The following is a 25676-nucleotide window of genomic DNA, read 5'->3' as shown; positions in this document are numbered from 1 at the left end:
CGGGCAGAAGGGGACGGAACAGGCGGGCGCTTCCCTTTTGGCCGCTTTGGCGCTAAGGCGCGCGCTCACGATTTCCCCAACATCGCTAGAGGTTTGTTTGGCCAAGGAAGAATTGCTCGAAATGCGCGGCCAGGTGGTGGAGCTTCTGCCCAACGCCATGTTCCGCGTAAAACTCGAAAACGACCATGAAATTCTCGGTCACACCGCCGGCAAGATGCGCAAGAACCGCATCCGCGTACTGGTGGGCGACGAGGTTCTTGTGGAGTTGACCCCGTACGACCTGACCAAGGGTCGCATCACCTACCGCTTCAAGTGACGCGCGTAGCGTGGCATCCCGGCGTAGGCCGGGATCCAGCTTAAAAGGTGCCGCCAGTGCGGCTCGTTCTAGCCTCAACCTCTCCGCGTCGGCGTGACCTTCTCGCGCGGCTCGGTGTCGAACCGGCGCRTGTCGCCGACCCAGCCATCGACGAAAGTCCGCTGCCGGCCGAGCTGCCGCGCGTCCATGCCCTGCGGCTGGCCGAGGCCAAGGCGCGCGCGGTCGCGCGGGCCGAGGGCGAGATCGTGCTGGCCGGCGACACGGTGATCGCGCTCGGCCGCCGCATCCTGGGCAAGGCCGACGACGAGGTCGAGCTGCGCCGCATGCTCGGCCTGCTTTCCGGCCGGCGCCATCATTGCCTGACCGCGGTCTGCGTGATCGATACCACCGGCAAGGCGCGCACCCGCCTGTCCGACACGATCGTCGCGTTCAAGCCGCTGACGACGGTCGAGATCGACGCCTATGTCGCGTGCGGTGAGGGGCTGGGCAAGGCGGGCGGCTATGCCATCCAGGGCCGGGCCGAGGCATTCGTTCGTTTCCTTTCCGGCAGCCATTCGGGCGTGATCGGCCTGCCCCTGTTCGAGACCCGCGCGCTGCTGATTGCGGCGGGCATGCCCCTTGGCTGAGCGGCCCTCCATCACATGGTTGTATGAAGCCGGCATCGGCGAGGCCCGCGCGGCGCTGGTCGAGGACGGTACGATCGTCGAGGCGCGGATCGAGCCCGATAGCGACGCGCTGCGCGTCGGGGCCATAATGAAGGCGCGGCTGGTCGAGGTCACGGTCAAGGGCCGCGAGGGTCGCGTAAAGCTCGATAGTGGCCATGAGGCGATCTTGTCCCCCCTGCCCGCCGGCATCACCCAGGGCACAGCGCTGACCACCGAGATCGTGCGCGAGGCGATTCCCGAAGCTGGCCGTGCAAAGCTCGCCAAGGCAACACCGGTCGAGCCGGATGCGGCCCTCACCCAGGGCCCCGACCTGCTCGCCCGGATTACCGCATCCGGACATCTCGTCCGCACCCCGCGCGCGCACGAGCCCGACGCGCTGGAGGCGGCTGGCTGGTCGGAGGTGCTGGAGGAAGCGCTGACCGGCGAGATCGCCTTTCCCGGCGGCGCGCTGCGCCTGTCGCCCACGCCGGCGATGACGCTGTTCGACGTGGACGGCTATCCGCCGCTCGACGCGCTCGCGGTCAAGGCGGCGCATGCCGTGGGCGCGGCGATCCTGCGGCACGATATCGGTGGGTCGATCGGCATCGACTTTCCGACCCTTGAGGGCAAGGCGGCGCGCCATGCGGTGGCGACGGCGATCGATGCGGCGCTGCCCCTGCCCTTCGAACGCACCGCGATGAACGGATTCGGCTTTCTGCAGATCGTCCGCCGCCGGGCGCGCGTATCGTTGCCCGAACTGCTCCGCGCCGACCGTGCCGGGGCCGAGGCGCGTGCGCTACTGCGCACGATCGAGCGCACGCCGCCGCCGGGCCTGCGGCACCACAAGGTGCCGGCGCGCGTTCTGGCCTGGCTGACGGCGCGCCCGGCGCTGCTCGACGAGCTGGCACGTCGTACCGGCATGACTCACGACTTCGAGGCGATCTGATTATGGCGAAGAACGACACCTGCCCGATCTGCGGCAAGCCCGCGACCGCTGAGCACACCCCGTTCTGCAGCCGCGGCTGCCGCGACCGCGATTTGCTGCAATGGCTCGGAGAGGGCTATCGTATTCCCGCCGGCCCTGCCGACACGCAAGAATCATCTGCTTCAACACATGGGCTGGACAGCGCCAACGACGCCGATTAAGAGGCCCGCTCTTTCCGGCGCCCATCAGGCGCGCCGGCATGCCCGGGTAGCTCAGTTGGTAGAGCATGCGATTGAAAATCGCAGTGTCGGCGGTTCGATCCCGTCCCCGGGCACCACCACCTTTCCGCAGCGCACCGTACACGTCCAGAAAACAGCGATTTTCCCCGCTTTTCAACGGTATGAATTCCATCCGAAACCGTGGCCGTCCCTTGGAAGCCACGTAACCTGACGGTATATTGACGGTATCAAAGTCGCCAATGAGAGCAAGATACCGTCATGCTTACCGATGCAGCGATCCGCAAAATCAAACCCAATGATAAGCCTTTCAAGGTCGCCGACATCCACGGCCTATACCTGCTCGTGCAGCCAAACGGCGCGAGGTATTGGCGCATGGACTACCGCCATGCAGAGAAGCGCGGGACCGTCGCTCTCGGTGTTTATCCGGATGTTTCACTGAAGGAAGCTCGCGAGAAGCGGGCAAACGCTCGAAAGCTGCTTGAGAAGGGCGTGACCCCTTCAAGCTACAAGAGATTGACCCGGGGCGTAGCCGCCATTTCTGCGGGAGATACGTTCAAGGCAGTGCGGATGAATGGCTTCAGAAGGTCGAAGCCGAGGGCCGAGCTCCGACAACGATCGACAAGCTTCGCTGGCTTTTAGGGTTTGCGGAACCGTTGATTGGGGGACGTCCGGTCGGCAATATCACTGCCCCGGAGCTCCTGACGGTGTTGAGAACGGTCGAAGTCCGCGGACGTTACGAAAGCGCTCGGCGGCTTCGGAGCACTTGCGGAAGCGTGATTCGGCGCTTCCACCAACCCTGGCCCGGGAGGCCGCAGAAAAGCGTGCTTTTCGGCAACTCAGTCCCGGTATTCCCACACTTCTTCCCACAATCATCTCTGCTATCGCGGATGATCGCCTGCGAGCGCAGAATGCCAGCCTCGGACAGCGCTGTCCAGACGGGCCGAGTGACCGGTTTGGCTGGTAGGCGGGCGACTTCTTTTTGGATCGGCAGAATGCGGGAAGCTGGAATTCATTCAGCTGACGGCTGAGGCACGAATGACCCATAGCACGAAGCCGCTGCGCGGCAGTGGCGTTTGCAGTGGGGTAGCGCGCCTACTCTGAAGTTTGGCCCTGCGGGGGCGGTGGCGGACGATGGAGTTCCTTCAACCAGAGGAACTCATCATGGCGACTTTACCGATCGACCGACCCTTTACCCCGCTGCGTCAGCGCATGCTCGACGACATGGCGATGCGCACGATGCGGTCGCGCACCCAGCATGACTATGTCCGCCACGTTCGCGCGTTCGCGGCGTTCCTCGGGCGCTCGCCCGACACCGCGACCGCCGAGGATGTGCGCCGCTTTCAGCCCCACCAGCGCGAGCACGGTGTTGGCGAGTCAACGATCAACGGCTCGGTGTCAGCGCTGCGTTTCCTGTTCGACGTGACGCTGGAGCGACCGGACCTGTCGCGCCGCCTGGTGCTGGCGCATCGCCCCAGGAAGCTGCCCGACGTGCTGAGCGTCGAGGAGGTGGCGAAGCTGCTCGAGGCGGCACCGGGCATCAAGTACCGGGCGGCACTGGGCGTGGCCTATGGCGCCGGGCTGCGCGTGTCGGAGGTCGCACATCTCAAGGCCGACGATATCGACAGCAAGCGGATGCTGATCCGGATCGAGGAGGGCAAGGGACGCAAGGACCGCAATGCGATGCTCTCACCCCAGCTGCTCGAGCTGCTGCGGCTGTGGTGGCGTGAGGGCAAGCGGCGCAGTGTCCTGCTGCCGCACGGCTGGTTGTTCCCAGGACGCAGCTACACCGATCCGATCTCGACCCGGCAGCTTCACCGTGCCGTCTGCGAAGCGGCCGAGGCGTCGGGAATCCGCAAGCGCGTCAGCCCGCACACGCTGCGGCACAGCTTCGCCACCCACCTGCTCGAGCAGGACGTCGATATCCGGGTGATCCAGGTGCTGCTCGGGCACAGCAAGCTGGAGACGACCGCGCTTTACACCAAGGTCGCGACCCGCACGATCCGCGCGGTCACCAGTCCGCTCGACTGGCTGATGGCGCTGATGGAGGGCAAGACGCCGCCGGTTGACGCCACGTGCGCACCTCCCTTGAGGTCGCGGACATCTTCCGCGCCGCCGGCCCGGCCTACCGGGCCGCACATACCGGGCATCTGAGCCTGCATCAGCTCAAGGTCATGTCAGCGATCGAGCATTGCCGCACCGCCGTCATGGGCGGTCACACTGAGGCCTGTACCGACTGCGGGCATTGGCGGGTGGCCTATAACAGCTGTCGCAACCGGCATTGCCCCCGGTGCCAGGGTGCCGCCGCACGCGCTTGGCTCGCCGAGCGCGAGGCCGACCTGTTGCCGGTCGGCTACTTCCATGTCGTGTTCACGCTGCCCGCCGAGGTCGCCGACATCGCGTTCCACAACAAGGCGGCGCTCTATGATCTGCTGTTCAAGGCGGCGTCCGAGACGATGCTGACGATCGCCGCCGACCCGAAGCATCTCGGCGCGCGCATCGGCATCACTGCGGTCCTGCACACATGGGGATCGGTGATGACCCACCATCCGCATGTTCACATGATCGTGCCCGGCGGCGGCATCGCCCGCGATGGCACGCGCTGGATATCCTTACGGCCAGCGTTCCTGCTGCCGGTCAAGGTGCTGGGCAAGCTGTTCCGCCGTCTGTTCCTGACCCGGCTGATGGCGCTGCACGCAGCGGGGCGGCTCGCGTTCTTCGGCGGCCTCGCGCACCTGACCGATCGGCGTGCGTTCCTGCGTCACTTGTCGCCGGTCCGCAAAAAGAACTGGGTCGTCTACGCCAAGCCGCCGTTCGCCGGACCGCAGGTCGTGCTCGCCAATCTTTCGCGCTACACCCACCGCGTCGCGATCTCGAACACTCGCCTGCTCGCCTTCGACGAGGCCGGCGTCACCATGCGCTATAAGGATTACCGCCGCGCCGGCGCCGACCGGCAGCAGGTGATGACGCTGGCGACAGGCGAGTTCATCCGTCGCTTCCTGCTCCATGTCCTGCCGCGCGGGTTCCACCGCATCCGCCATTACGGCATGCTCGCCGGCACCACCCGCAAGGCCCATCTCGAACACGCCCGCCAGTTGCTTGGCGTGCAGCCGCCGCCCGATGACGCGCCCGACGAACCGACCGATGTCCGCCCGCCATGCCCGTGCTGCGGCGGGCACATGGTCATCATCGAGACCTTCGAGCGCTGGCGACAGCCGCGCGCGCCGCCACGCGGCACCCCAGCGACCGGGACTACCGCGCCATGACCCGGCATGGCTCGACCAAATTGCGCTCCGAAAGTCGTGTGCTTCCGGCCACGATGCCGCTCGCGCTGGCGACTTCGCCCATCGCTCCAGCGACCACCTCAAGCCACGATCCCGGGCAACATCTACGCTGCACCTCCCCCGCGACGGCCACGTTTCAAACCGCCGATCGTCGTCCCACCAGACGGTGCGCCAGCCGAAAACCTGGGCGAAAACCGAAAACCCCATAGCTCACGCCCGTGGCACGCGACTTCCTGCTTTGGAGGATATCGTACGCCTGCCGGCGCCCGATATCCTTCACAGAACCGGACGTTCGGACCGCCACTTCAGGTCCTCAACTTCGGACATTCGTTCATCAGCGACTCGGCGACGATTATCGCGCCAGTCGGGATGGACGAGATGTTACCGTATGCCGGGTGCTACGCTGTGAAAGCACGACGACCGTGATCGACGTGCATGCGGTGCGTGCCAGCAAGCAGCACGTCGCGCGCTGTGATGGTCCTGGTGAAATGCCAATCACCGATTAGGCGCCGTGGGGTGATGTCGATCATCATATAGCCGCGCTGGCTCGTATCGGCCCATTGCAGCTCCGGATTTGCGGCGACAAACGCTTGTGCGACCATCTTTGGGTCCGCGCCGAAGCTGCCTTCCAGACCGCCCGACGTGACGCCAGGACCGGCAAATTCGACGCCGGCCGCTTTGCCGCCCTCGACCAGCGAATAGGCCCAGGCATTGTGGCTGTCGCCAGAGAGGATCACGAGATCGGCATCCGCGTCCTGCGCCGACTTGAGCAAGCGCGCGCGCGCAGCCGGATAGCCATCCCACCGGTCCATCCACATCGGGACGCCGATCCTGGCGGCGCGGACATTGTCGCCGAAATTGCGCACCATCTTGTCGGTCGCATCGCGGCGGAGCCAACTGACGGCATCGGCCGGCATCAAAGTGCGGCCGACGATCGTGCCCATGCCGAGGATCTGCCAGGCGCTGGTACGCGCATTCGCGCGGAAAGCGTGCGCAAGCCAGCTTTCCTGTGCCGACCCGAGCATTGTCGCGGACGGATCTTGCCATGCACCATCGCGAAAGGCGGTGAGCGCGGCGTCAGGGTTCGGAGCGCGGTAGGCCGACGCGATATCTGCCTGCCGGGTACGGGCGAGTAGACGTGATTCGGTTCGATAGAGGGTGGCAAGCGTGCCGAGCGGATAGGCTTTCCACGGCTCGTCCGATACCGGCATCCATTCGCGATAGACCTGCATCGCGGCACTGCGCCGCGGATTCCAGTCGCCCTCCGTCGCCGCCTGGTGGTTCTGCGCGCCGCCTTCCCAGCTGTCGTTCGCGGATTCATGATCATCCCACATCGCTATCATCGGCGCGACTTGGTGCAGGCGTTGGAGATCGGGATCGCCACGATAGCAGGCATAGCGCAACCGATAATCCGCAATCGACAGGATCTCGTGGTCGGGCGCTAGCGTCCGTCCGCTCACCGGATCGTGATACGAGATCGGACCATATTCGTAGAAATAGTCGCCGACATGCATCCATAGGTCGAGGTCGGGACGCGCGGCTGCGTGGCCGTAAGCGTTGAACCAGCCTAAGGGCAGATTAGAACAGGAAAACACCGCGAGCCCGAACCGAGGTGCATCGCCCGCGGGGAGCGTCTTTGTTCGTCCCACCGGCGACCGGCTTCCGTCGGGTGCGATGAAGCGAAACCAATAGGCGGTGCCGGGTGCGAGGCCATCGAGCGTTATCTTCGCCGTCCAATCGCGATAGGCGCCGGTGCGGATGCTTCCACCGGCCACGATCCGCTGAAACGAAGGATCGAGCGCGATCTCGGCGTCGACGCGAGCAACCTCGATGCCAGGGGCGGCCACGTAGCGAGTCCAGAGCAGCATCGAGTCAGACCCTGGCTCGCCGCTTGCCACGTTGTGCGTGAATCCGCTCGCATCGAGCGATTGCGCAACGCCTCGACCGGGAGCCAGCAACAGCGCCCCGAGCCCAACGCTCCTGCCAAGGAGATCGCGGCGATTAGGCTTCCAAACCATCGATTTTCCTCATGCCGAGGTGATTGCGGTCATTCAGAAGCGGGCCTTGATCGCCACGTTCCACATCGAGCCGTAAATGCTGTACAGTTGCACGCGGCTACGGATGTTCGAATAGACGATGTCGGGGGCATTGAAGATGTTTCGGCCCGCCACCTGAAGGGACACCGCCTTCGAGAGATTGTAGGTCGCGCTCACGTTCCACAGCGTCCGGGCGGCGTGGTAGAGGATGCCGTTGTTGGCAGTGGTTTCGGTGTTGCTGAGCGCACTGGTACGCGCCGACGACTGATAGTTGCCGGTCAACTGAAAATCGATCGGCCCCAGCCCATAGCGTACGCCCCAGTTCGCTGAATATTTCGGCAGATTCACGCGAACGCTGTCGGGATCGACCAACGTGAAGGAGCCACGCAGGCCCAACCCTTTGAGGGGCCGTGGCAGGAACACCAGCTGCTGGTCATATTCCAATGTCAGACCGGTAGTGCTGCTGACCCCGGGCTGATTGACCGTGCTGACATAAGTGTAGCCGCTGTAATCGCTGTCGCTATAGCCCGCCGCCGCTGGATCGATCGTGACGCCCGCAACCTGCATGTCCTTGACATCGAGGCGATATATCGACGCCGCGATGATACCCGAGGGTTCGAGATAATATTGCAGGCTGGCAAAATACTTCGTCGAATGTTCGGGCTTGAGCAGTGGATTGGGAACGGTGACGATCTGGGTGGTGTCGTTGACCGAAATTGCGCCGCCGAGATTGCCGTAGTCGGGGCGCAGTACCGCCTGGCTGAAGGCAAATTGCGCGACGACATGGCGGCTGAAATCATATTTCAGCCCACCGCTAAGAAACCAGTCGCCGTAATCGCCGGTCTTCCAAAGCTGCTCGCCATTATAATATTGATAGTTGATGCCGGCGACGGTGGTTGTGGAAAGGCCGGCGGCCTTGACCTGCGCGGCGGTGCGGATCTGCGCGACAAGCGCGCCCTCGTGCGTACCCTCGTAGCGCAGGCCGAGGTCGACCTTGAATTTGTCCAGCTGTCCTCGAAGTTCGACATAGCCGGCTTTGATCGTCTCGCGCACGCGATGGTCGTTCTGATAGTCGCGCGTGAGGTTACCGATGGTATCCGGCGTGAAATATTCCGGGTGCTGCTGAAACAGCGAATACGTCGCGTAATTGTTGTCGGCACGCCAGTTCTGCGCGTTGAAATTGCCCGCATCGAATCCGAGGATCTGGAACCGGTAGTTCTGCGTCGCGGGAATGGTCGATCCTGCCGGGCCAACATAATTATACAGGTCGTATGAGCCTTCATTAGTCCGCCAGTCATTGGTGCGGATCTGCCCGCCGGCCAGCACCGTGGCGCGCAGGCGACCGAGGTCGAACTTGCGCTTGATGTCGAGGTTGACGCCGTACTGATGATCGATGGCATCCGATTCCGCGCTGCGCACGCTGGTTGCGACGCTCGCCCAGTTGGCGGCATTGCTCCAGGTCGCGCCGGCAGTCTGCGCGAGCGTGTATGCCGTCGATTCCGGTGAGGTGCGATCTAGCGTGAACCCGATCCCCGAAAGCTTGGTGTCGTCGCGCTGGAAGAAACCGCGGCTGCCGTCGCGAAAATTATATTCGGACGTCGAATAGGCGCCGCGCAATATGACATCCCAGCGATCGTCCTGATATTCGAGCTTTGGCGTGACGATCATCGCCGGTGTGCCGGCATAGCGATGCGAATATTGCGTGCTGAGATTGGTGTTGGCGCCGCTCGGTGCGACGACGATGTGGGTTGGCGTCGAATCTGCGGTGGCGTAACTCTTCGTCGTCGTGCCGAAGGTCAGATAGGTATATTGGTTGTAATATTCGACGTCGTAGAACGAATAGGTGCCGCGCAACGATGCGGTGAGCCTGTCCGAAATCTTGTAATCGATCGCCCCGTTGATTGCTTCGCGGTGCGTGAATTTCGGACCCGGGCGGTACATCACCCGATAGGGGATGACGGTCCCGTTGGCGAGATAGGAATAGTCCGTCTGGACGCGGTCCTGCTCGACGTAATTAGCATTATAGCTGCCGCTGATCGCGACGCCGAGCCGCCCGCCGAAGAACACGTCGGCATAGCTCGCCTGCGCCGACGGAAAAATCGTCGCATGCTTCCGGTCGTCCGGCATGTAGACGGTGTCGAAATGCGAATCCGACGTCCCGATCGCGCCGATCTGCAGCTGCAGCAGCCGCTTCTTTCGCTCGAACGCATATTTGCTGACGAGGTTGACCGAGCCGCCCGGCGCGTCCGCGTCCATGCTGGCGGACAGCGTGTTATTGAGTTCGATGCGCGAAATGCCGGTGATCGACATCTGCTCGAACGAATTCTGGCGCCCTGCATTGTTGTTGGAGGTCGCGGTCGCCATGCGCGCGCCGTCGGTGGTGAAGATCGAATATTTCGGATCGAGTCCGCCGATGCGCACTGCATTGGTATCGACTTCGACATAATCGAGCGACAGGCCAGGCATGCTCTTCAGGAACTCGCCCACGTCGCCCATCGTCAGCGCGCCGAAATTGTCCGCATCGACCGCGGTGACGGCGTTCATCGCGGAGCGGCGCTTCATCAGCGCGGCGGCCTGGCCAGATCGCGTACCGACGACGGTGATGTCGCTGGTGTCGGATGCGGGGCCCTGCGCCACCATGCTGATCCCCAGCGAGGTGGGCCGGTCAGAGGGCACCCTCACGACCGCTTCGTAATCCTTCAGACCCGCATATCGTACGACGACCGTTACGTCGCCGGTCGGCACGCCGGAGAGGCGAAAGCTCCCGTCATCGTCGGTGTAGACAGCGATGCTGGTGCCGAGAATCCGAACCTCGGCATTTTGCAGATACTGGTTCGTGGTCGCGTTGAGCACGCGGCCGCGCACGACGCCCTTGGCGGCACCGCGCACCGGCCCCTTGTCGGTCGGCCGGCTCGAGCGCAGCGTTACGATCTGGCCATCGTCGCTGACGATCTGAAGCGGCGTGCTGGCGATCAGCTGGCGGAGCGCGACCCGTGCCGTCATACTGCCTTTGATCGCCGGCGTGCGAACGCCGGCGAGGTCACGCGCCGACGCGACGATCTGGATCTGCGCCTGACGCGCGAACTCCGGGATCGCCTTCACCGCAGGCTGCGCGGCGACATTGAAAATCCGGCTCTGCGCCAGGACCGGCGCGGACACGAGACAGGCAGCGGCAATGGCTGTACTATACAGCACGGAGCGACGCACAAACATATAGACCCCCATGTGCGCGCGAAGACAGCCGCGCGTTCAGGATCTGAGAGTCTTCAGGCGGCGTGTTCCGCCAATCGCCCGGTCGTTATTTCTTGGTTGGGGGCGGTTTAGGCGCAAGCGTCACGACGTCGCCGGTCACATCGATCCGCGCATCGAAGATCCCGGCGATCGCCGTGCTGAAGCCAATCGGATCTCCCGCCGAGAACAGCCCGGTGACGGGTTCGCCAGCGAGCGCCGGATCGGTGACGACGATGCGGGTGCGACTGTATCGCGCGAACTCGGCGGCCGCTTGATCAAGACGTTCGCCTTCGAATGCGACCTTACCGTCGCGCCAGGCGAGTTCGCGGCTGATCAACTCGGACGGGATCGTTTGCGGCTCGATAGCGCCGGCCCCTGTTGCAGGCAGCAAGACGCGCATATTGGCGCTCATCAAGCGCGGCGCAGATGTGCCCGCCTGCACGGTGACGTCGCCTTGGTTGACGAGGATATCGATTGGCTTGCCGTCGAGGCTCCTAACCCGCACTGTACCCGGCAGCGCGCGGACCTGCACTTCGGCCACGTCGACGAGAAGCGGTCCCCGGCGGTCGTGCACGATCGTGAAGTACGCCTCGCCATAGAGCAGTGTGATGCGGCGCTCGCTTTCGCTGTAGCGCACCCGCACGCTCGTGTCGGTATTGAGCATGACGGTCGAGCCGTCATCGAGGGTCACCAGACGAACCTCGCCACGGCGGGTTGTGATCGCCCCAAACGCCGGGGCGCCAAGGCCCAATGCCACAAGGGCGGTAGTCGCGGCCCCGCCTCCGGCCCAGGCAAGCAGCTTGCGGCGCGACAGGGCGGGGGCCGGGACCGGGACCGAAGGCGCCTTGGCCGGCGCGAAATGCTCGGGCGCGAAGTGCGGCCCCAGCGCCTGAGCAGACTCGCTCAGCATCGCCAGGGCATCCGCGCGCAATAGCGCGCCGCGCCGGCGGGGATCACCGTTCAGCCAGTCTTCCAGGTCCTGCGCTTCCACCGTCGATAATGCCGACCGATCGCGCCGCGCGATCCAATCGGCGGCGCGTTCATCAATGGATCGACTGGTTTCTCGCTCGGTCATCGAGACGGGGATTCTCCAACGCTTGGACCTTAGAGGTTTCTGCCAAAGCTTTTCCGCCATGGCCAAACCAATCGCTCAAAAAAAGAAGGCCGCGCGAGATATGTTTTTCCACCGTATTTTCCGAGATCGCCATGCGCGTGGAGATTTCGCGCTGCGACAGGCCCTCGACGCGGCGTAGCACGAACGCTTGCTGCATCTTGGTCGGCATCGCGCCGATCGCCTTGGCGAGCCGGCCGAGCTGATCCCGGTCGATCACGACCTGCTCAGGGGACGGGCAGTCGTCGGGATGGTCGAGATGCGGAAACTCCTCGACCGAATGGATCGGGACGACGCGCGCGCGCCGGACGTGCCTGGTAATGACCGATCGCGCGACCTGGAAGAGGTAGGCGCGCGGGTAACGGATATCCTCGACCGATTCGAGATCGGCCAGCACGGCATAAGCTTCCTGAATGATATCATCGACCTCGAGCCCCACGGGCTGGCCCCGGCCGAGCCAACTGCGCAACGCCGGTTCGTGCGGCAGGACATTGCGGAGGAACCACCGCGTCCGGTTTGGGTCGATCGTGCGCATTGACTGCCCCTGACGCCTTCAATGAAAATCCGCTCGGTCGCGGGCACGTTCTCGCGGGAGCGAGGCACGACCAAGTCGCCGAGCGCCTAGGCGCTAATTGTTACGGCGAGTGTTCTTTCGCATTACAGTTACCCTACACCGCGAATTCACGGCTTCGTCACCGGCATGAACGGCTCTTGCGGATTGCCCGTCCAGCGCATCAGCGTGAGGTTCGACGACTGTTTTCCTTTGCCGCCGGCTCTTGCGGAAATGTAGAAGAGTCCGTCGCCGACCGGCTGGAAGCCGACATCGGCTTCCTCGTTCCATCCGCGGATTCCCGTCGCCGCATCGCGCAGCCCATCATCCGCCAGGGTCAGCGTCATCCCCTGTTCCCATCCCCCGTCGCGCAGACGCACGCCCAGGAGCGGTCCCGCCCGAGGCGTGTCGCGCGCATCGATCGCAAACAGCCGAAAATTGGGGAAGGAAGGCTTCTGGCCTTGATAGACGCCGAGGAACCAGCGGCGCAGGGTCGCGTCATAGGACAAATTCTGAACGCCGTAGGACGTGTTGCCGGTCCGGACGAAATATTTGCCCTGCACGGCCACCGGGCCATGATGATGCGGTGCCGCTTCGCTGAGCGGGCCGGCGTAGCGGCTCCAGTCGGCAATATCATATTGCAGCAGGACCTGATGGTCGTTGTCGTTGCGTGTGGTGTTGCCGTAGATGCCGTACGCGATCGTCAGATAGAATTTGCCGTCGCTCTTGCCGAACGCCGGACCGAACGCCACGCCATCGATGCCCGAGCAATCGTAGCGGTGATCAGGCGACGCGACGACATCGCCGCGATACTTTCCGTCATCGCCGTCGAACACGCCGTCGCCGTTGATGTCGGCACTGTAATCCTTGACCACTTCGGGCAAATAGACGGTGCGGAACAGGTCGCCCTTGGCGGCATCGATGCCGACCCGGTCGATGCGGCGAACGTCGATGATCGCCGCGTAGAACGCTCCGTCCTTCTTATACTCCAGCGACCCGTATACTTTTCCGTCGGCCGAATTGAAGTCGAGATCGCCGAGATGGCCGGTCCAGCCGACCAACGTGCCGATCAGCCTGCCGCTGAAATCATACTTCGCGAGCAGCGTGGTGAAGGAATAATAGATATACCCGCCGCGCAGATCGATCGCGATGCCCTGGACATGCCCAGCGTCCCAGCTGCCGCCATTCTGGGTGAGCGGCAACCGGCGCGGCGGCGCGGCAGCGACGGGCACCGCAGGCCATTGCAGCACCCCCGCCAGCAGCAGAGCGGTCGAAAAAGCCCTTTTGCCGTGAGTACCGAACACGAACGCCATCCTTTCGACCTTTCGAAAGCGTGGCGGTTAGGTCGGCCGGATGACCATATGGTGACAAATGCCGCGCCGAAATTTTTTTGAAGCGAGTGGCGGAAACCGCCTTGTCGGACCTCAAGGGGACTCCCCCGTCGTCACGTGCGACCAGCGAGGCGACACACATGTCCGATGCTCCCGATCCTACCCGGCGGCGCCTTTTCACCGGCGCGGCCCAGCTCGCCTCGCTCGCTGCCGCAACCAGCCTGATGCCACTCAATGTCCAGAAACTGATGGCTCAAACGCCGAACCGCGCTGGTTCGATCAAGGACGTCAAGCATGTCGTGATGCTGATGCAGGAGAATCGCTCGTTCGATCATTATTTCGGGACGCTGTCGGGCGTGCGCGGCTTCGACGATCCACACGCAATGACACTGGCACACGGGAAAAGCGTGTTTCATCAGCCCGATGGCGAAAATGCGGACGGCTATACCCTGCCCTTCCATCTCGACAGCCTCGCCACCAATGCGCAGAAGATGCCGTCCACCAGCCACGCCTGGTCGGTGCAGCATCACGCCTGGAACGGCGGAAGTATGGATGCGTGGCTGCCAGCGCACCGTGCCGCCGATGGCGCAAATGGCCCGTATACGATGGGCTATTTCAAGCGCGCGGATCTGCCCTTCCACTTCGCGCTGGCAGAGGCGTTCACGATTTGCGACGCCTATCACAGTTCGGTCATGGGCCCGACCTGGCCCAACCGCCTCTACTGGCTGTCAGCAAGCATCGATCCCGCTGGCGAAGCGGGCGGACCGGTCACCGTCAACAAGATGCCGCCCGGCGGCTTCCGCTGGACTACCTATGCAGAGCGGCTGCAGGCAGCGGGCGTCGACTGGCGCATTTATCAATATGGCGAGCCCGGCCGGCCGCACAACATGTTCAAATACTTTGCGCAGTTCCGCGACGCGCCGCCCGGATCGCCGCTGCTGGAGCGCGGCATGCCCGAGGCAGACGAAGGCCGCTTCGCTGCCGACGTCCTGGCCGACCGCCTGCCGACCGTTTCCTGGATGATGCCGAGCGCCGCGGCGAACGAGCATCCCGACCATTTGCCCGCCGCGGGCGCGGATTTCATCAGCCGCCGCCTTAGCGAACTTGCCGCCAATCCGGAGGTCTGGGCCAAGACCGCCTTCATCCTCAACTATGACGAGAATGACGGCTTGTTCGACCACGTCCCGCCGCCGGTTCCGCCGAAAGGAACGGCCGGCGAATTCATCGACGGCCTGCCAATCGGTGGCGGCTTCCGCGTGCCCTGTATCATCATCTCGCCCTGGACGGTGGGCGGCTGGGTCTGCAGCCAGCCTTTCGATCATACTTCTGTGTTGCAATTCCTCGAGCAGGTGACGCGCGTGATCGAACCCAACATAACGCCGTGGCGGCGCGCGGCGTTCGGCGACCTTACCGCAGCGTTTCGCTTTGCTCATGCACCATCGCGCGCGCCGGTCTTGCCGGAAACAAGCGCGATGCTGCAGCTGGCCAACCGCAACGTCGCGACGCTGCAGGCGCCAGCGATGCCAGGTGGCGATCAGCAGCGGCCGGCGCAGGAGAAGGGTAGCCGCAAGCGAGTTTGAATTGTGGCGCGGCTCGCGCGTGCGGGCGTGACCTCCATCCTCACCGCCATCGCAATCTGGGGCCGGCGGTGCGCGCGGCTCCTGTGGCAGACAGGGCGCTCTACGCCGAGCGTTGCACGGGTTGCCATGGAACATCGCGGGCAGGCCGCGAAGAAGCACCTTCCGTCATCGGCTCGGATATCGACAAGAATTGTGAGCGCAACTCGCGGCGGCGATCGAAAAATCCGGGGTTAGATACCGCATGACGACCTTGGCGGGCCGCGCGGCCAAGACACAGACGCCCGTCGACATGATCCTGAGCGCGAACACTGCCCGACATGACCGGTCACACGCAGGGCCCGAAGAAAAATCTGGCCGGCGAATGGCGGAACCTGTCGCGCCGAGGCTCTCAACCGCCAAGCGGGCGGCAAGTGAGCCCGTATCTGGGGGTTCCATCATGTTTCAGCGCTGTTTCCTGCTGTCGAGCACAGCCGTCGTTGTCGCGTTCGCTCTGTCCGCACCGTCCTGGGCGGAAACGCTCCCGGCAGCCCGACCGGACCGCGATGGCGGCGCCGCGGTCGCCACGAACACGCCCGACGCGGCGCCAGCCGGGATGGACGGTTCGGACCAGGACATCGTCGTCACGGGCAGCGCGCAACGCAACGAACAGACTATCGCTGTCAAGCGGCGGTCATTGGGCGTGGTGGATTCGATCTCGCAGGACGATACCGGCGACCTCGCCGACGAGACCGTTGCGGATGCGCTGGTCCGACTGCCCGGTATCAGCACGATGGAAACGCTCTATGGCGAGCAGTCGGCCAAATATGTGTCGGTGCGCGGCATCTCGCCCGATCTCAACTTCGTTTCCTTCGACGGCCTGGCGATGTATTCCGCCTCCAATAACGGTGACGGCACGCGGCGCGTCGATCTCGCGCTCATCCCGACGCAGGTCGCGCAGATGACGGAGGTCGCCAAGAGCTTCACGCCCGATCTGGACGCTGGCGCGATTGGCGGCGTCACCAACATCGTTCCCTACAGCGCCTTCACAGGGCGCGACCATTGGGTGATCGACGTCAGCGGCCAGTATCAGCCGAGCACCAGCAGCTTCCCGGCGTCCAACGCCATGGGCGGACATCTCGACACGCCGTTCGGCGGTGGGATCAAGGGCCTCTACGTCCGCAAGTTCGGCGCGCACGACCAGTTCGGCCTGGTGGTGTCGGGCGTGTATAATCAGGAAAGCTGGGAGGCCTCGAAGCCCAATGCCAATGGCCGCACCTATTACACCGCGACCGGTGCGACGGCGAAGGCGGACCTGTCCAACTGGAATGGCTTCGATCCGATGCCGACACTGATCCGGCCGATGGACTACACCAAGACGCGCCGCCTGTTCGGAGGGTATGTAGGGCTGGAGTATCGCGCCAGCGACACACTGAACGTTTCGCTGTCGGCCTATGACTACAAGCAGATCGAATATCAGGGCCTCAACGACTTTTATGCGGAAAGCTTCAGCGGCGTCTCCTATGCCGACCCGCATACCGCAACCTTCAAGATCGGTCGGGTGCGGCCGGCCTATGATTACGACCTGTTCAAGACCGAATCGCGCGGCGCGATCTTCAAGGCTACGCAACGCTGGGACAACAACACCTCGATCGAAGTCCGCGGCGGCTATGGCCTGAGCCGCTTCTACGACATGGATCTGGGCGTCGCCTATGCTTCCTCGCCGACCAACGACACCGTCACCTGGAACATGGCAAATCCGACGCCGACCTTCTCCTTTTCCAATGCTGCGGACATGGTCGATACGAGCAAGTTCAAGCTGTATTCGGCCTCCGACACGTTCAGCACGTCGCTGTTTGAAAACTATGAAGGCCGCGTCGACCTGAAGCACAATTACGGCGCGGACAGCGTTGGGTTCGGTTTCGCCGCCGGCTTCGACGGGCGCGGCGTCAACGCCGCGCGCGACTTCAGTCAGTCCACCTACTCGGTCAATAACAGCGCGCTCGGCGCGATCGGCACGGTGGTCAGTTCCGGCACGTTCGGCTGGCCCTACCCGACCATCTTCCTCGATTATGCGCGCTTTGCGAATACGGTGAAGCCAACCCTTTCCGTCAATGCCGCGTCGAGTGCGAGCAGCTCGAACGCCAGCGACTATCGCTATGACGAGACGGTAATGGCCGCTTATCTAGCGGGCATGTACGCCCGTGGCGGTTTCCGCAGCATTGCCGGAATCCGGTACGACACGGTCAGCTTCGATGCGCTGGTACCACAGCAGGTGAACGGCACCTATGCGGGCGCGCTCAAGCGCTATGACGGCGGCTATTCTCACCTGTTACCGTACGTTACGGCGACGCAATCCTTTGCCGGCGGTGCCTGGCAGCTTCGCGCCGCCTTTAGCCAGACGCTGGGCCGTCCAGCCTTCAGCGACATTGCCACGGCGGAAATTCGCAACAACCAGTCGCTGACCATCACGCGCGGCAATCCGAACCTGCAACCGCGCAAATCGACCAATGTTGATCTATCGCTGGATCGCTATTTCCGCGGAGGTGACGGTATCATCTCGCTTGCCGGCTTCTACAAGCAGATCAAGAACGACATCTTCTCCCTTGCCTCGACAGAGTCGGTCGATGGCGTTGATTACACCGTCACGCAGCCGCTGAATGCGTCACACTCCAATCTGAAAGGCGTCGAGGCCACGGTCATCGACAACCACCTTTTTGCCAGCGGCATCGGCCACAACCTTGGCGTGTCGCTCAACGCCAGCCGAATCTGGGCAAAGATGGACTTCATCGTCGCGGGGGCTTCAACGTCGCGCGACAATGTCCTGTACCAGCCGAACTGGCTGGCGAACGCCAGTATGTTTTACTCCCTGCCGAAAGGTGGCGAGGCTCGTATCGCCTATCAATGGGCTGACCAGAGCCTCAACACGGTGAACGCGCAACCGTATCAGGACTATGTCTTGAAAGCGCGCGGTCAGCTCAATGCATCGCTGAGGCTTCCGCTGAGCCGCAATCTGCTCGTTAAACTCGAGGCGGACAACATTCTGGGTGACAACAAGAGCATGATGCACGGATATTTTTCGGAACGCTACACGCTGAGTGTCAATCGCAAGTTCCTTCTGGATATCGTGCTGTCGAATTAACCGGTTGGGGTATTTGATCAACCCTATGCAATACGCGTCGTGACATGACGAGCTGCGAACATGTCACCTCGCCACCAAACTCCGACATCCGTCGAAAGCGACCGGCGCGGCACAACTGCAGGCCCACGCACGCTGATCCGAACTTGCTTGTTGGTGATGCCCAGCAGTCGCGCCATCTCGGGCGCGACCGTCCAGCAGCGAGAATTCTCAGAAATTAAGCGATGCGCGAACCCCGCCATAGCGCCGGAAATCGCGTGGCAGATTACTCTGGATGGCCTGGGCATTGCCCTGGTTCCCATACGAGTTGTTCACATTGAAGAAGTACTGCTTGTCGAAGGCATTGTTCAGGAAAGCCACGACCTCCCATTTTTTGTCATGGTCGCGCACGCCAAGCGACAGATTCAGGATGCCATAGCCCTTCTGAATCGTCTCGGGATCGTTGTTGATTCCGAAGTTGAACTTGCTCTGATAATTGAAGGCAGCCTGCACGACGCCGTCCAGCGAGGAGGTGAGTGCCGGCGTATAGTCACCGCTGAGCGAGAGCTTCCATTCCGGCGCTTGTGCGGGGCGGAAACCCGCGAGATTCTGTCGAGCCGGGGTGCCGACACAACCCTGGGCGAGGGACTGCCCCGGATAGCATTGCCCGAAGGGAAAGGAGAGGATTTTGGCATCGGTATAGGTGACGCCGCCCGAGAAATTCAGATCGTCGCGCACGCGTACCGAGCCCTCGATCTCGACGCCGCGTGTGCGCAGCTTGCCGACGTTCGCCAGACGGAAATTGCTCGTGCCGTCCGAAAGCGTCTCGATGCCTTGTGCCTGAAAATCGTTGAAGGTCGTGTTGAACAGCGTCGCGTTCAGCGTCACCCGGCGGTCGGCGAACTGCGTCTTGATGCCGAGTTGCCAGTCCTTGGATGTTTCGGGACGGACCGGAACCAAGCGCGTCGCGTTGAACCCGGTCCCCACATCATAGGCTTCGCCTTTGTGACCCGTGGCATAGGTGAAGAAGGCCATGATGTCGGGTGCGAGCTTCTGCTGGATGCCGAGCTTGTAGGTTTCATAGGTTTCCGGGTCGTTGCCCTCGAAATAGGGTCGAGCACCGGTTCGGTCCTGGAAGGTCACATAGATTTTGTTGCGGCCCACGCGCGCGCCGCCGATGAGCGTGGTTCCGTTGATGATGTCGTACTCGAGCTGCCCGAAAGCGGCGTACTGCTTGTTGCCGTTGGTGGCGTACCAGTTCGCGACCGAGAAGAAGGGACCGCGTACGAAGTCGCGCGTCACATCAAGGTCGGAATAGAACAGGCCGAAGGTATAGCGGAACGGCTGAGCGCCCGGCGACACCAGTCGCAGCTCCTGTGAGAAGGAATGCACATTGAAGGTGCCGGCCTGGGTGTTGTCGAGAGCAGCGATCGCGGATTCATCCTGGTCGAGAATATCGTACTGCTTGAAATGGTCCCAGGCCGTGATCGACACGAGCGAGGCGAACCCGAGGTCGAGGGATCCGCGTAGCGACTGGCTGAAGTCGGTATAGTCGGTGCCCGACGTGACGTTGTTGACCACGTCGGTATTGTCCTCACCGAACGTCACGCCGGGGGCGAATACCGAAGGACCATAGGCAGCGTTGCCGCGCAGCCGGGCCGCCCGAGAGACGCGAATGAACGGGCGCCCGATCGTGGTGTGGCCGTCGATATAGCCGACCTGCGCAGTGAAGCTCAGCGTATCGGTCGGGTCCCACACAAGCTTGCCACGTAACGAGAGAATCTCGCGCCCGTTGACCTTCTCCCCGTTGAACAGGTTGCGGACATTGCCCTTGAAATTGTCGTAGTTCGCGCTGACGCGGAAGCCCAGCGTCGGCGAAATGGGTCCCGACAAGGAACCGTTGATTCCGTATTCGCTATCCGTAGTGACCAACCCGCTGAGCCGGCCGTGAAGCTCGGACGTCGGTCCCTGCGTCACGATGTTGAGGAGCCCGGCCGACGCGGCGCGGCCGTAGAGCGTGCTCTGCGGCCCGCGGAGAACCTCGATTCGTTCGATGTCCGAAAGGTCGGCGAATGCACGCGCAAGAAACTGTACCGGCACGTCGTCGATCTGTACCGCAACGCTCGGTTCGACGCTGGGCGAGAAGGCAAAGGTGCCGATACCACGGATCGACACCGATGCATTCACTGGATGTTCGGCCGAACGGACGAGCAGCGACGGCGCCGCGCGGGTCAGTTCCGAGAATTCCCGGATTCCCTGCGCCTCCAGCGTCTGGCCGCTGATGACCTGCACTGCGAGGGGGATGTCCTGGACTCGCTCCTCGCGCTTCTGCGCGGTGACCACGATATCGTCGCTGGCGGTCGGGCCTTGGCCGACTGTGGAAGCCCCAGCCTGTCCGGAAGGCCCGTCCTGCGCAAGAGCCTGGCCCCCGCCCGTGAATACGAGACTGGTCGCTAGCAGCACGCGCGCCACTGCCGTGGTGTTCAGCAATCTCATGGGTTCCCGTCCCCTCCCGCGATGAATGTCGAGTCTTTTGACTTCGTCCAGCGCTGTAGCTCGCAAGGCCGCGCGATGCAATAGTTGTATGATAACTTAGAACCTGGATATCCGGGTATCGCGACGTTTTAGTCGCATATCGCTCGCTGAACACACCTTTCCCTGCTCGCGGCTGACATCCACTCGGGAGAAAGATGCTAACTGACGAACCGTAAAAGCTCAATGTTATAGCACAAATGGTAATCTGCGGTCCGTCAGCTGAGCTGACAGATGTCCACCACGTTCATGTCGTTATAATCGAGATTCTCTCCAGCCATCGCCCAGATGAAACTGTAAGCGCGGGTCCCGGCGCCCATATGAACCGACCAGGGCGGCGAGATCACGACCTCCTCATTCGCCATGACGATATGCCGCAGCGCGTCAGGCTTTCCCATATAGTGGAAGACCCGGTCGTCCTCCGGCAAATCGAAATAGAGATAGATTTCCGAGCGCCGCTCATGGACGTGCGGCGGCATGGTGTTCCAAACGCTGCCAGGCTTGAGGATCGTCATGCCCAGGCACAGCGAAGCGCTGGCGCAGGTATGCGGCAAGATCAGCTGGTAGATGCTGCGCTCGTTCGCCCTCTCCAGGCTGCCGCGCTCCATCGGCACCACATCCGAAATCGCGAGCTTGTGCAGCGTGAGCGCGCGGTGCGCGGGGACGCTTAGCAAGTAGAAGCGTGCACCATCACCGGCAAAGGTCACATCGGCGGCGTTCATCGGGATATAGAGCGCTTCGCGCCGTGCCAGGTCAAACGCCTGCCCGTCCACGGTCACCGTGCCCATGCTCGAGCCGATATTGACCACGCTCATCTCCCGCCGCTCGAGCAGTGGGCGCCCGGCGTCGCTTGGGGGCTCGGACCGTACCGGCAGCCCAAGCGGACCACCCGCGGGCACGGCGCCACCGATGATGAAGCGCTCGCCGTGCGAATAGTTGAGAATGATTTCACCCGGGCGGAACAGGTCGGTTACGAGATATCGGTCACGCAGATCTTCATTGCTGGCACACGCCATCATGTCCGGATGGGTGGCATAATAGGTCTTTTGGAACACCGAATTCTCCAGCGATGTCAGAGCGCGGCGACGGCCGTGGCCGCCAGCAGAAAGGCGCCGACGCCGTAATATTGGGTGTCGCTCGCTTCGACGCGCTCTGGCTGGTCGCTTACCTGCTGAACCCAGCCGAGACGCCCGTCCGGTTGAATCGCGCGCGTCAGCGCTGTCCAGCCGCGACGAACCACTGGTTCATATTCGCGGCGGTCGAGCAGCCCCGCCTTGATTCCCCATGCCATGCCGTAGGTGTAGAAGCCGGTACCGCTGGATTCGGGCGGCGAATCCTCGGGCGCCAGCAGCGAGGGCGACCAATAACCATCGGCCTTCTGGAGCGTTTTCAGCTTCGCCGCCATTTCGCGGAAAAGCTTCTCCATCCGGATACGATCGGCGCTGCCCGGCGCCAGCATCGGGATGATGCGCGGCATGCTGGCGAATACCCAGCCATTCCCGCGGCTCCAGAACTGCTTGCGGTTCTTGTCGTCGCGGCGTCCGAAGAAGCGGCTGTCGCGGTAGAAGAGGTGCTCGGCGGGATCGAACAGGAAGTCGGTTGTCGCCCAATATTCCTGCATCGCATAGTCGCGGAAACGGCGGTCGCCGGTCTGGCTGGAAAGTTCGATCATCGCCGGCGGGGCCATGAAGAGCGCGTCGCACCAGCACCAGCGCGTCAGGCATTCGGTGTCGTCATAGCCCGAGGGCGGCTGGTAGAACGCCAGAGTCACCCGGGGTTTATGTGTGACGATATAGTCGAAGGTCTTACGCGTAGGCGCGAGCGCCGTCGCTCCCGCGCCGTGTTGCGCTGCCCACAGATAGGATTGGGTGATGACCAGATCGTCGGCGTGGAAGGGTCGGCGTGCCGGCAGCCATTGATTGGCCCGGCCCATATCGAGGATCGCCTGACGGATTTCGGGCCGCTTTCCGGCGTCAGCCAGCGCCGTCATGCCGATCCAGAACACCGCCTGTTCCCAGGCGCGCGGACTGCGCGTCTCGGTGGTGATGCGCGACACGTGCGTCGCATCCGCCATTCGGGCGAGCTGCCAGTTGGCGAGTTTGGTCGCGGTTTCGATCGCCTCCCGTGCCGCGGGTTGAACGGCCCAGGGAGAAGCTTGACCAAAAGCAGGCGCGACCAGGAGTTGGGTGAGCACAAACGCGGCGAGCGGACGCAGGATCATGGATGGCCCTCGATTGCCGGGTGCTGGATGGCGCCGGGGTTGACGGGAAGCAGCCTTGGGCTGAGCAGATGGAGTGCGGCGAGCGCAACGAAATAGGCGCCGCCCGCAACGGCGAAGACCAGCGCGTAGCTACCCGAGACGTCGAGCACATAGCCGATGAACTTGGCGATCAGCATGCCGCCGATCGCACCTGCCGTGCCGCCGATGCCCACCACCGACCCGACCGCCGCGCGCGGGAAGATATCGGAAGGCAAGGTCAGCAAATTGGCGGAAAAAGCCTGGTGCCCGGCCGTCGCCAGCCCGATCAGCAACACCGCGATCCAGAGCGAATCGACATATTGCACGGTGACGATGGGCAACACCGCCACCGCGCAGGCAAGCATGGTGAACTTGCGCGCGCGGTTCGGCGTCAGGCCGGCCTTGATCATCCGCGACGAGGCCCAGCCTCCGATCACGCTACCCGCGTCCGACAGGACATAGATCACGACCAGCGGCGGGCCGAAGCTCCTGAGATCGAGCCCGTAGCGCCGGCCGAGAAAGTCGGGCAGCCAGAACAGGAACATCCACCAGATCGGGTCGGTCAGGAATTTCGGCACTGCATAGGCCCAGGTTTCGCGCACTGCGAACAGCCGGCGCCACGGCAGGCGTTCGACAGACGGTTCGGGATCGCTACGGATCAGCGCGAGTTCCTCGGCGCTGACCCGGTCATGTTTTTCCGGTGCGCGGTAGATCGCGATCCAGGCGATCAGCCAGGCAATGCTGAGCAGCCCCGTCGCCACGAAGGCGAAACGCCAGCCATACGCCAGCGCCACAGCGGGGATAAGCAGCGGCGTGACGATCGCGCCGACATTGGCGCCGGCGTTGAAGATGCCGATCGCCAGTGCGCGCTCGCGCTGGGGAAACCATTCGGCCACTGCCTTGAGCCCGGCTGGGAAATTGCCGGATTCGCCCAGGCCAAGCGCGAAGCGAACCATGGCGAACTGGGCAACGCTATGGACCAGCCCGTGCGCGACATGGGCCAGCGTCCAGAAGGCGAAGGCGGCGGCATAGCCAAAGCGTGCGCCGGCGAAGTCCATGAACCGGCCCATACCGATATAGCCGAGCGCATAGGCCGCCTGGAACCAGAAGACGATGTCGGCATATTGCCCTTCGCTCCAGCCGAGATCGGCCTGAAGCAGCGGCTTGAGCACGCCGATCATCTGGCGATCGATGTAGTTGATCGCCGTCGCCGCGAAGAGCAGGCCGCAAATCACCCAACGATAACCACGAGCCCGCCGCGCGGCGCCGGCAACGATTGCCTCACCCTCGCCGTTCATGCCGCGCCCCGCGGGAAACCGCAGCTGGATGCGCGTGCCGGACCCGGCACGGCTTTTGCCCGTTGCATAATCCCTCCGCTACCAACCTGCCGTCCGCTTATGAAGTTATCATACAACCATGACGTTTGCCGTCAACGCATGACCCGCGAACGGCATCGATCAGGTCGACCGGTCGCGAACCCGCGCACTGGCACTCAGCATCGAATGGCGGCTGAGGCTCTCTTGCATATGGTGGCGCGCCGCTTCGCGTGCCCGCTGCGGATCCATGCGCACGATCGCATCGACAATCGCGTCATGTTCGCCACGCACCTTTACAACATAGGCTTCATGCGCCTCGTCGGGTTGGTCGCGCAGATAAAGATTGCGCGGCGGTACCAGCCGCAGACCGAGGAAATCGACCAGCCGTACATAATAATCATTCTGCGTCGCGCGGGCGATGGCGAGATGGAATGCCGAATCGGCCTTGGCCGCAGCAATCGGGTCGCCACTCTGCTCGTTCATCTGATGCAGCGCTTCCTGGATCGCGCCGATGTCCGCGGTCGTGCGCCGGGCAGCGGCAAGGCCCGCCATTTCGGTTTCCACCGCAAGCCGCATCTCGAGCAGCTTGATCACATCGGCCAGCTCGTTGAGCTCGTCCCTGGTAATCTGGAAGGCACGATATTCTGCGGTATCGGCGACGAACACGCCCGAACCCTGGCGCGACACCGTAAGACCCTGCGCGCTGAGCCGGGCCACGGCCTCACGCACCACTGTGCGGCTCACATTCTCGGAAAGGGCGATTTCCTTCTGGGTAGGCAGGCGCGAGCCCGGCGCGAGCCCACCTGAGCGAATCTGCGCTTCGAGTTTCGCGAATACATCGTCGGTGAGCGACGATGTGCGTGCCGTATCTTCGCCGATGACGTCCCCCTCCACTAAACGGGCTCCGATGACCCGACTTGTCATACGAATCTCCAAATTGTAAGCCAGCTCTATCAGCAATGGCCAAGCCAGTCGATCCGGCGAAACGAACCGGGGGAGGAAAAAGACAATGCGCCCGCTTCGGCTGTTTGCCGCCTCCCTGCTCGCGACCACGGCGTTTGGGCTGGCTGGCCAAAATGCTCCCGCGCCGCCAATCCAGCCTCAGATTTCCGCAGGGCACCCCGACTGGGAGAATCCGTCGATCTTCGCGCGCGATAAGGAGCCGGCGCGCACCACCGCCTTTCCGTTCGAGACCGCATCAGGGCGATGACCCATCGGTTTCGCCTGACCTCCTTTGCCGGAAACGAAACC

The 25676-nt window shown here is 63.2% G+C and carries 21 protein-coding genes and 1 tRNA gene; 12 read left to right on the top strand and 10 right to left on the bottom strand.

Annotated elements, in window-relative coordinates; all coding sequences use genetic code 11:
• Positions 1-97 precede the first annotated feature (97 nt).
• From infA to AC1DT7_RS14010, 9 genes are all read left to right on the top strand, one after another.
• On the top strand, positions 98-316 hold the full coding sequence (gene infA, locus AC1DT7_RS14050) for a translation initiation factor IF-1 (RefSeq protein ID WP_010162480.1): 219 nt from the start codon (positions 98-100) through the stop codon (positions 314-316).
• 56 nt (positions 317-372) lie between these two features.
• Positions 373-942 carry a Maf family protein gene (locus AC1DT7_RS14045; RefSeq protein WP_478036658.1) on the top strand — a complete coding sequence of 190 codons (570 nt, stop codon included), beginning with the start codon at positions 373-375 and terminating at the stop codon, positions 940-942.
• Positions 935-1906, top strand: a complete 972-nt coding sequence (locus tag AC1DT7_RS14040) for a ribonuclease (protein ID WP_478036657.1) — start codon at positions 935-937, stop codon at positions 1904-1906. The genes AC1DT7_RS14045 and AC1DT7_RS14040 overlap by 8 nt, the downstream gene beginning before the upstream one ends.
• 2 nt (positions 1907-1908) lie before the next feature.
• On the top strand, positions 1909-2106 hold the full coding sequence (locus AC1DT7_RS14035; RefSeq protein ID WP_478036656.1) for a DNA gyrase inhibitor YacG: 198 nt from the start codon (positions 1909-1911) through the stop codon (positions 2104-2106).
• A 40-nt stretch (positions 2107-2146) separates the two neighbouring features.
• Positions 2147-2222, top strand: a tRNA-Phe gene (locus tag AC1DT7_RS14030).
• A gap of 160 nt (positions 2223-2382) precedes the next feature.
• Positions 2383-2763: an Arm DNA-binding domain-containing protein gene (locus AC1DT7_RS14025; protein ID WP_478036655.1), complete on the top strand. Its 381-nt coding sequence runs from the start codon at positions 2383-2385 to the stop codon at positions 2761-2763.
• A complete protein-coding gene (locus AC1DT7_RS14020) occupies positions 2739-3152 on the top strand; it encodes a phage integrase central domain-containing protein (protein ID WP_478036689.1) in 414 nt (137 codons plus the stop codon). The genes AC1DT7_RS14025 and AC1DT7_RS14020 overlap by 25 nt, the downstream gene beginning before the upstream one ends.
• A 133-nt stretch (positions 3153-3285) precedes the next feature.
• The gene (locus AC1DT7_RS14015) at positions 3286-4275 is read left to right on the top strand and encodes a tyrosine-type recombinase/integrase (protein WP_478036654.1); all 990 of its coding nucleotides are present in this window, start codon (positions 3286-3288) and stop codon (positions 4273-4275) included.
• Positions 4197-5387: an IS91 family transposase gene (locus AC1DT7_RS14010; RefSeq protein WP_478036653.1), complete on the top strand. Its 1191-nt coding sequence runs from the start codon at positions 4197-4199 to the stop codon at positions 5385-5387. The genes AC1DT7_RS14015 and AC1DT7_RS14010 overlap by 79 nt, the downstream gene beginning before the upstream one ends.
• A 416-nt stretch (positions 5388-5803) precedes the next feature.
• Here AC1DT7_RS14010 and AC1DT7_RS14005 read toward each other — a convergent pair whose 3' ends face one another.
• The 5 genes from AC1DT7_RS14005 to AC1DT7_RS13985 form a co-directional block, all read right to left on the bottom strand.
• On the bottom strand, positions 5804-7423 hold the full coding sequence (locus tag AC1DT7_RS14005; RefSeq protein WP_478036652.1) for an alkaline phosphatase D family protein: 1620 nt from the start codon (positions 7421-7423) through the stop codon (positions 5804-5806).
• Between the two features lie 33 nt (positions 7424-7456).
• Complete coding sequence (locus tag AC1DT7_RS14000) at positions 7457-10654, bottom strand: TonB-dependent receptor (RefSeq protein ID WP_478036651.1); 3198 nt, start codon at positions 10652-10654, stop codon at positions 7457-7459.
• Positions 10655-10739: 85 nt separating this feature from the next.
• Complete coding sequence (locus AC1DT7_RS13995; protein ID WP_478036650.1) at positions 10740-11747, bottom strand: FecR family protein; 1008 nt, start codon at positions 11745-11747, stop codon at positions 10740-10742.
• Positions 11716-12318 (bottom strand): RNA polymerase sigma factor, encoded by a 603-nt coding sequence (locus tag AC1DT7_RS13990; RefSeq protein ID WP_478036649.1) that lies wholly within the window; start codon positions 12316-12318, stop codon positions 11716-11718. Before AC1DT7_RS13990 ends, AC1DT7_RS13995 begins: the two co-directional genes overlap by 32 nt.
• 146 nt (positions 12319-12464) lie before the next feature.
• Entirely contained in the window at positions 12465-13637 is a 1173-nt protein-coding gene (locus AC1DT7_RS13985) for a hypothetical protein (RefSeq protein ID WP_478036648.1), read from the bottom strand.
• A 167-nt stretch (positions 13638-13804) separates the two neighbouring features.
• Here AC1DT7_RS13985 and AC1DT7_RS13980 point away from each other — a divergent pair, with 167 nt between their 5' ends.
• Complete coding sequence (locus AC1DT7_RS13980) at positions 13805-15244, top strand: alkaline phosphatase family protein (RefSeq protein ID WP_478036647.1); 1440 nt, start codon at positions 13805-13807, stop codon at positions 15242-15244.
• Positions 15245-15680: 436 nt separating this feature from the next.
• Entirely contained in the window at positions 15681-18362 is a 2682-nt protein-coding gene (locus tag AC1DT7_RS13975; RefSeq protein WP_478036646.1) for a TonB-dependent receptor, read from the top strand.
• Between the two features lie 207 nt (positions 18363-18569).
• Here AC1DT7_RS13975 and AC1DT7_RS13970 read toward each other — a convergent pair whose 3' ends face one another.
• From AC1DT7_RS13970 to AC1DT7_RS13950, 5 genes are all read right to left on the bottom strand, one after another.
• Positions 18570-20834, bottom strand: coding sequence for a TonB-dependent receptor (locus tag AC1DT7_RS13970; RefSeq protein WP_478036645.1), 2265 nt, complete (start codon positions 20832-20834; stop codon positions 18570-18572).
• A gap of 254 nt (positions 20835-21088) precedes the next feature.
• Positions 21089-21925, bottom strand: coding sequence for a 5-dehydro-4-deoxy-D-glucuronate isomerase (kduI, locus tag AC1DT7_RS13965; protein WP_478036644.1), 837 nt, complete (start codon positions 21923-21925; stop codon positions 21089-21091).
• Positions 21926-21942: 17 nt separating this feature from the next.
• Positions 21943-23091, bottom strand: coding sequence for a glycoside hydrolase family 88/105 protein (locus tag AC1DT7_RS13960; RefSeq protein ID WP_478036643.1), 1149 nt, complete (start codon positions 23089-23091; stop codon positions 21943-21945).
• Positions 23088-24407 (bottom strand): MFS transporter, encoded by a 1320-nt coding sequence (locus AC1DT7_RS13955; RefSeq protein WP_478036642.1) that lies wholly within the window; start codon positions 24405-24407, stop codon positions 23088-23090. Before AC1DT7_RS13955 ends, AC1DT7_RS13960 begins: the two co-directional genes overlap by 4 nt.
• A 159-nt stretch (positions 24408-24566) precedes the next feature.
• Complete coding sequence (locus AC1DT7_RS13950) at positions 24567-25349, bottom strand: FadR/GntR family transcriptional regulator (RefSeq protein WP_478036641.1); 783 nt, start codon at positions 25347-25349, stop codon at positions 24567-24569.
• Positions 25350-25434: 85 nt separating this feature from the next.
• Here AC1DT7_RS13950 and AC1DT7_RS13945 point away from each other — a divergent pair, with 85 nt between their 5' ends.
• Positions 25435-25635 (top strand): hypothetical protein, encoded by a 201-nt coding sequence (locus tag AC1DT7_RS13945; protein ID WP_478036640.1) that lies wholly within the window; start codon positions 25435-25437, stop codon positions 25633-25635.
• Positions 25636-25676: the final 41 nt, after the last annotated feature.

This window comes from Sphingomonas sp. P3_C6, assembly GCF_056402595.1.
The sequence above is the reverse complement of the archived record's forward strand: the minus strand, read 5'-3'. Positions and strand labels throughout refer to the sequence as shown.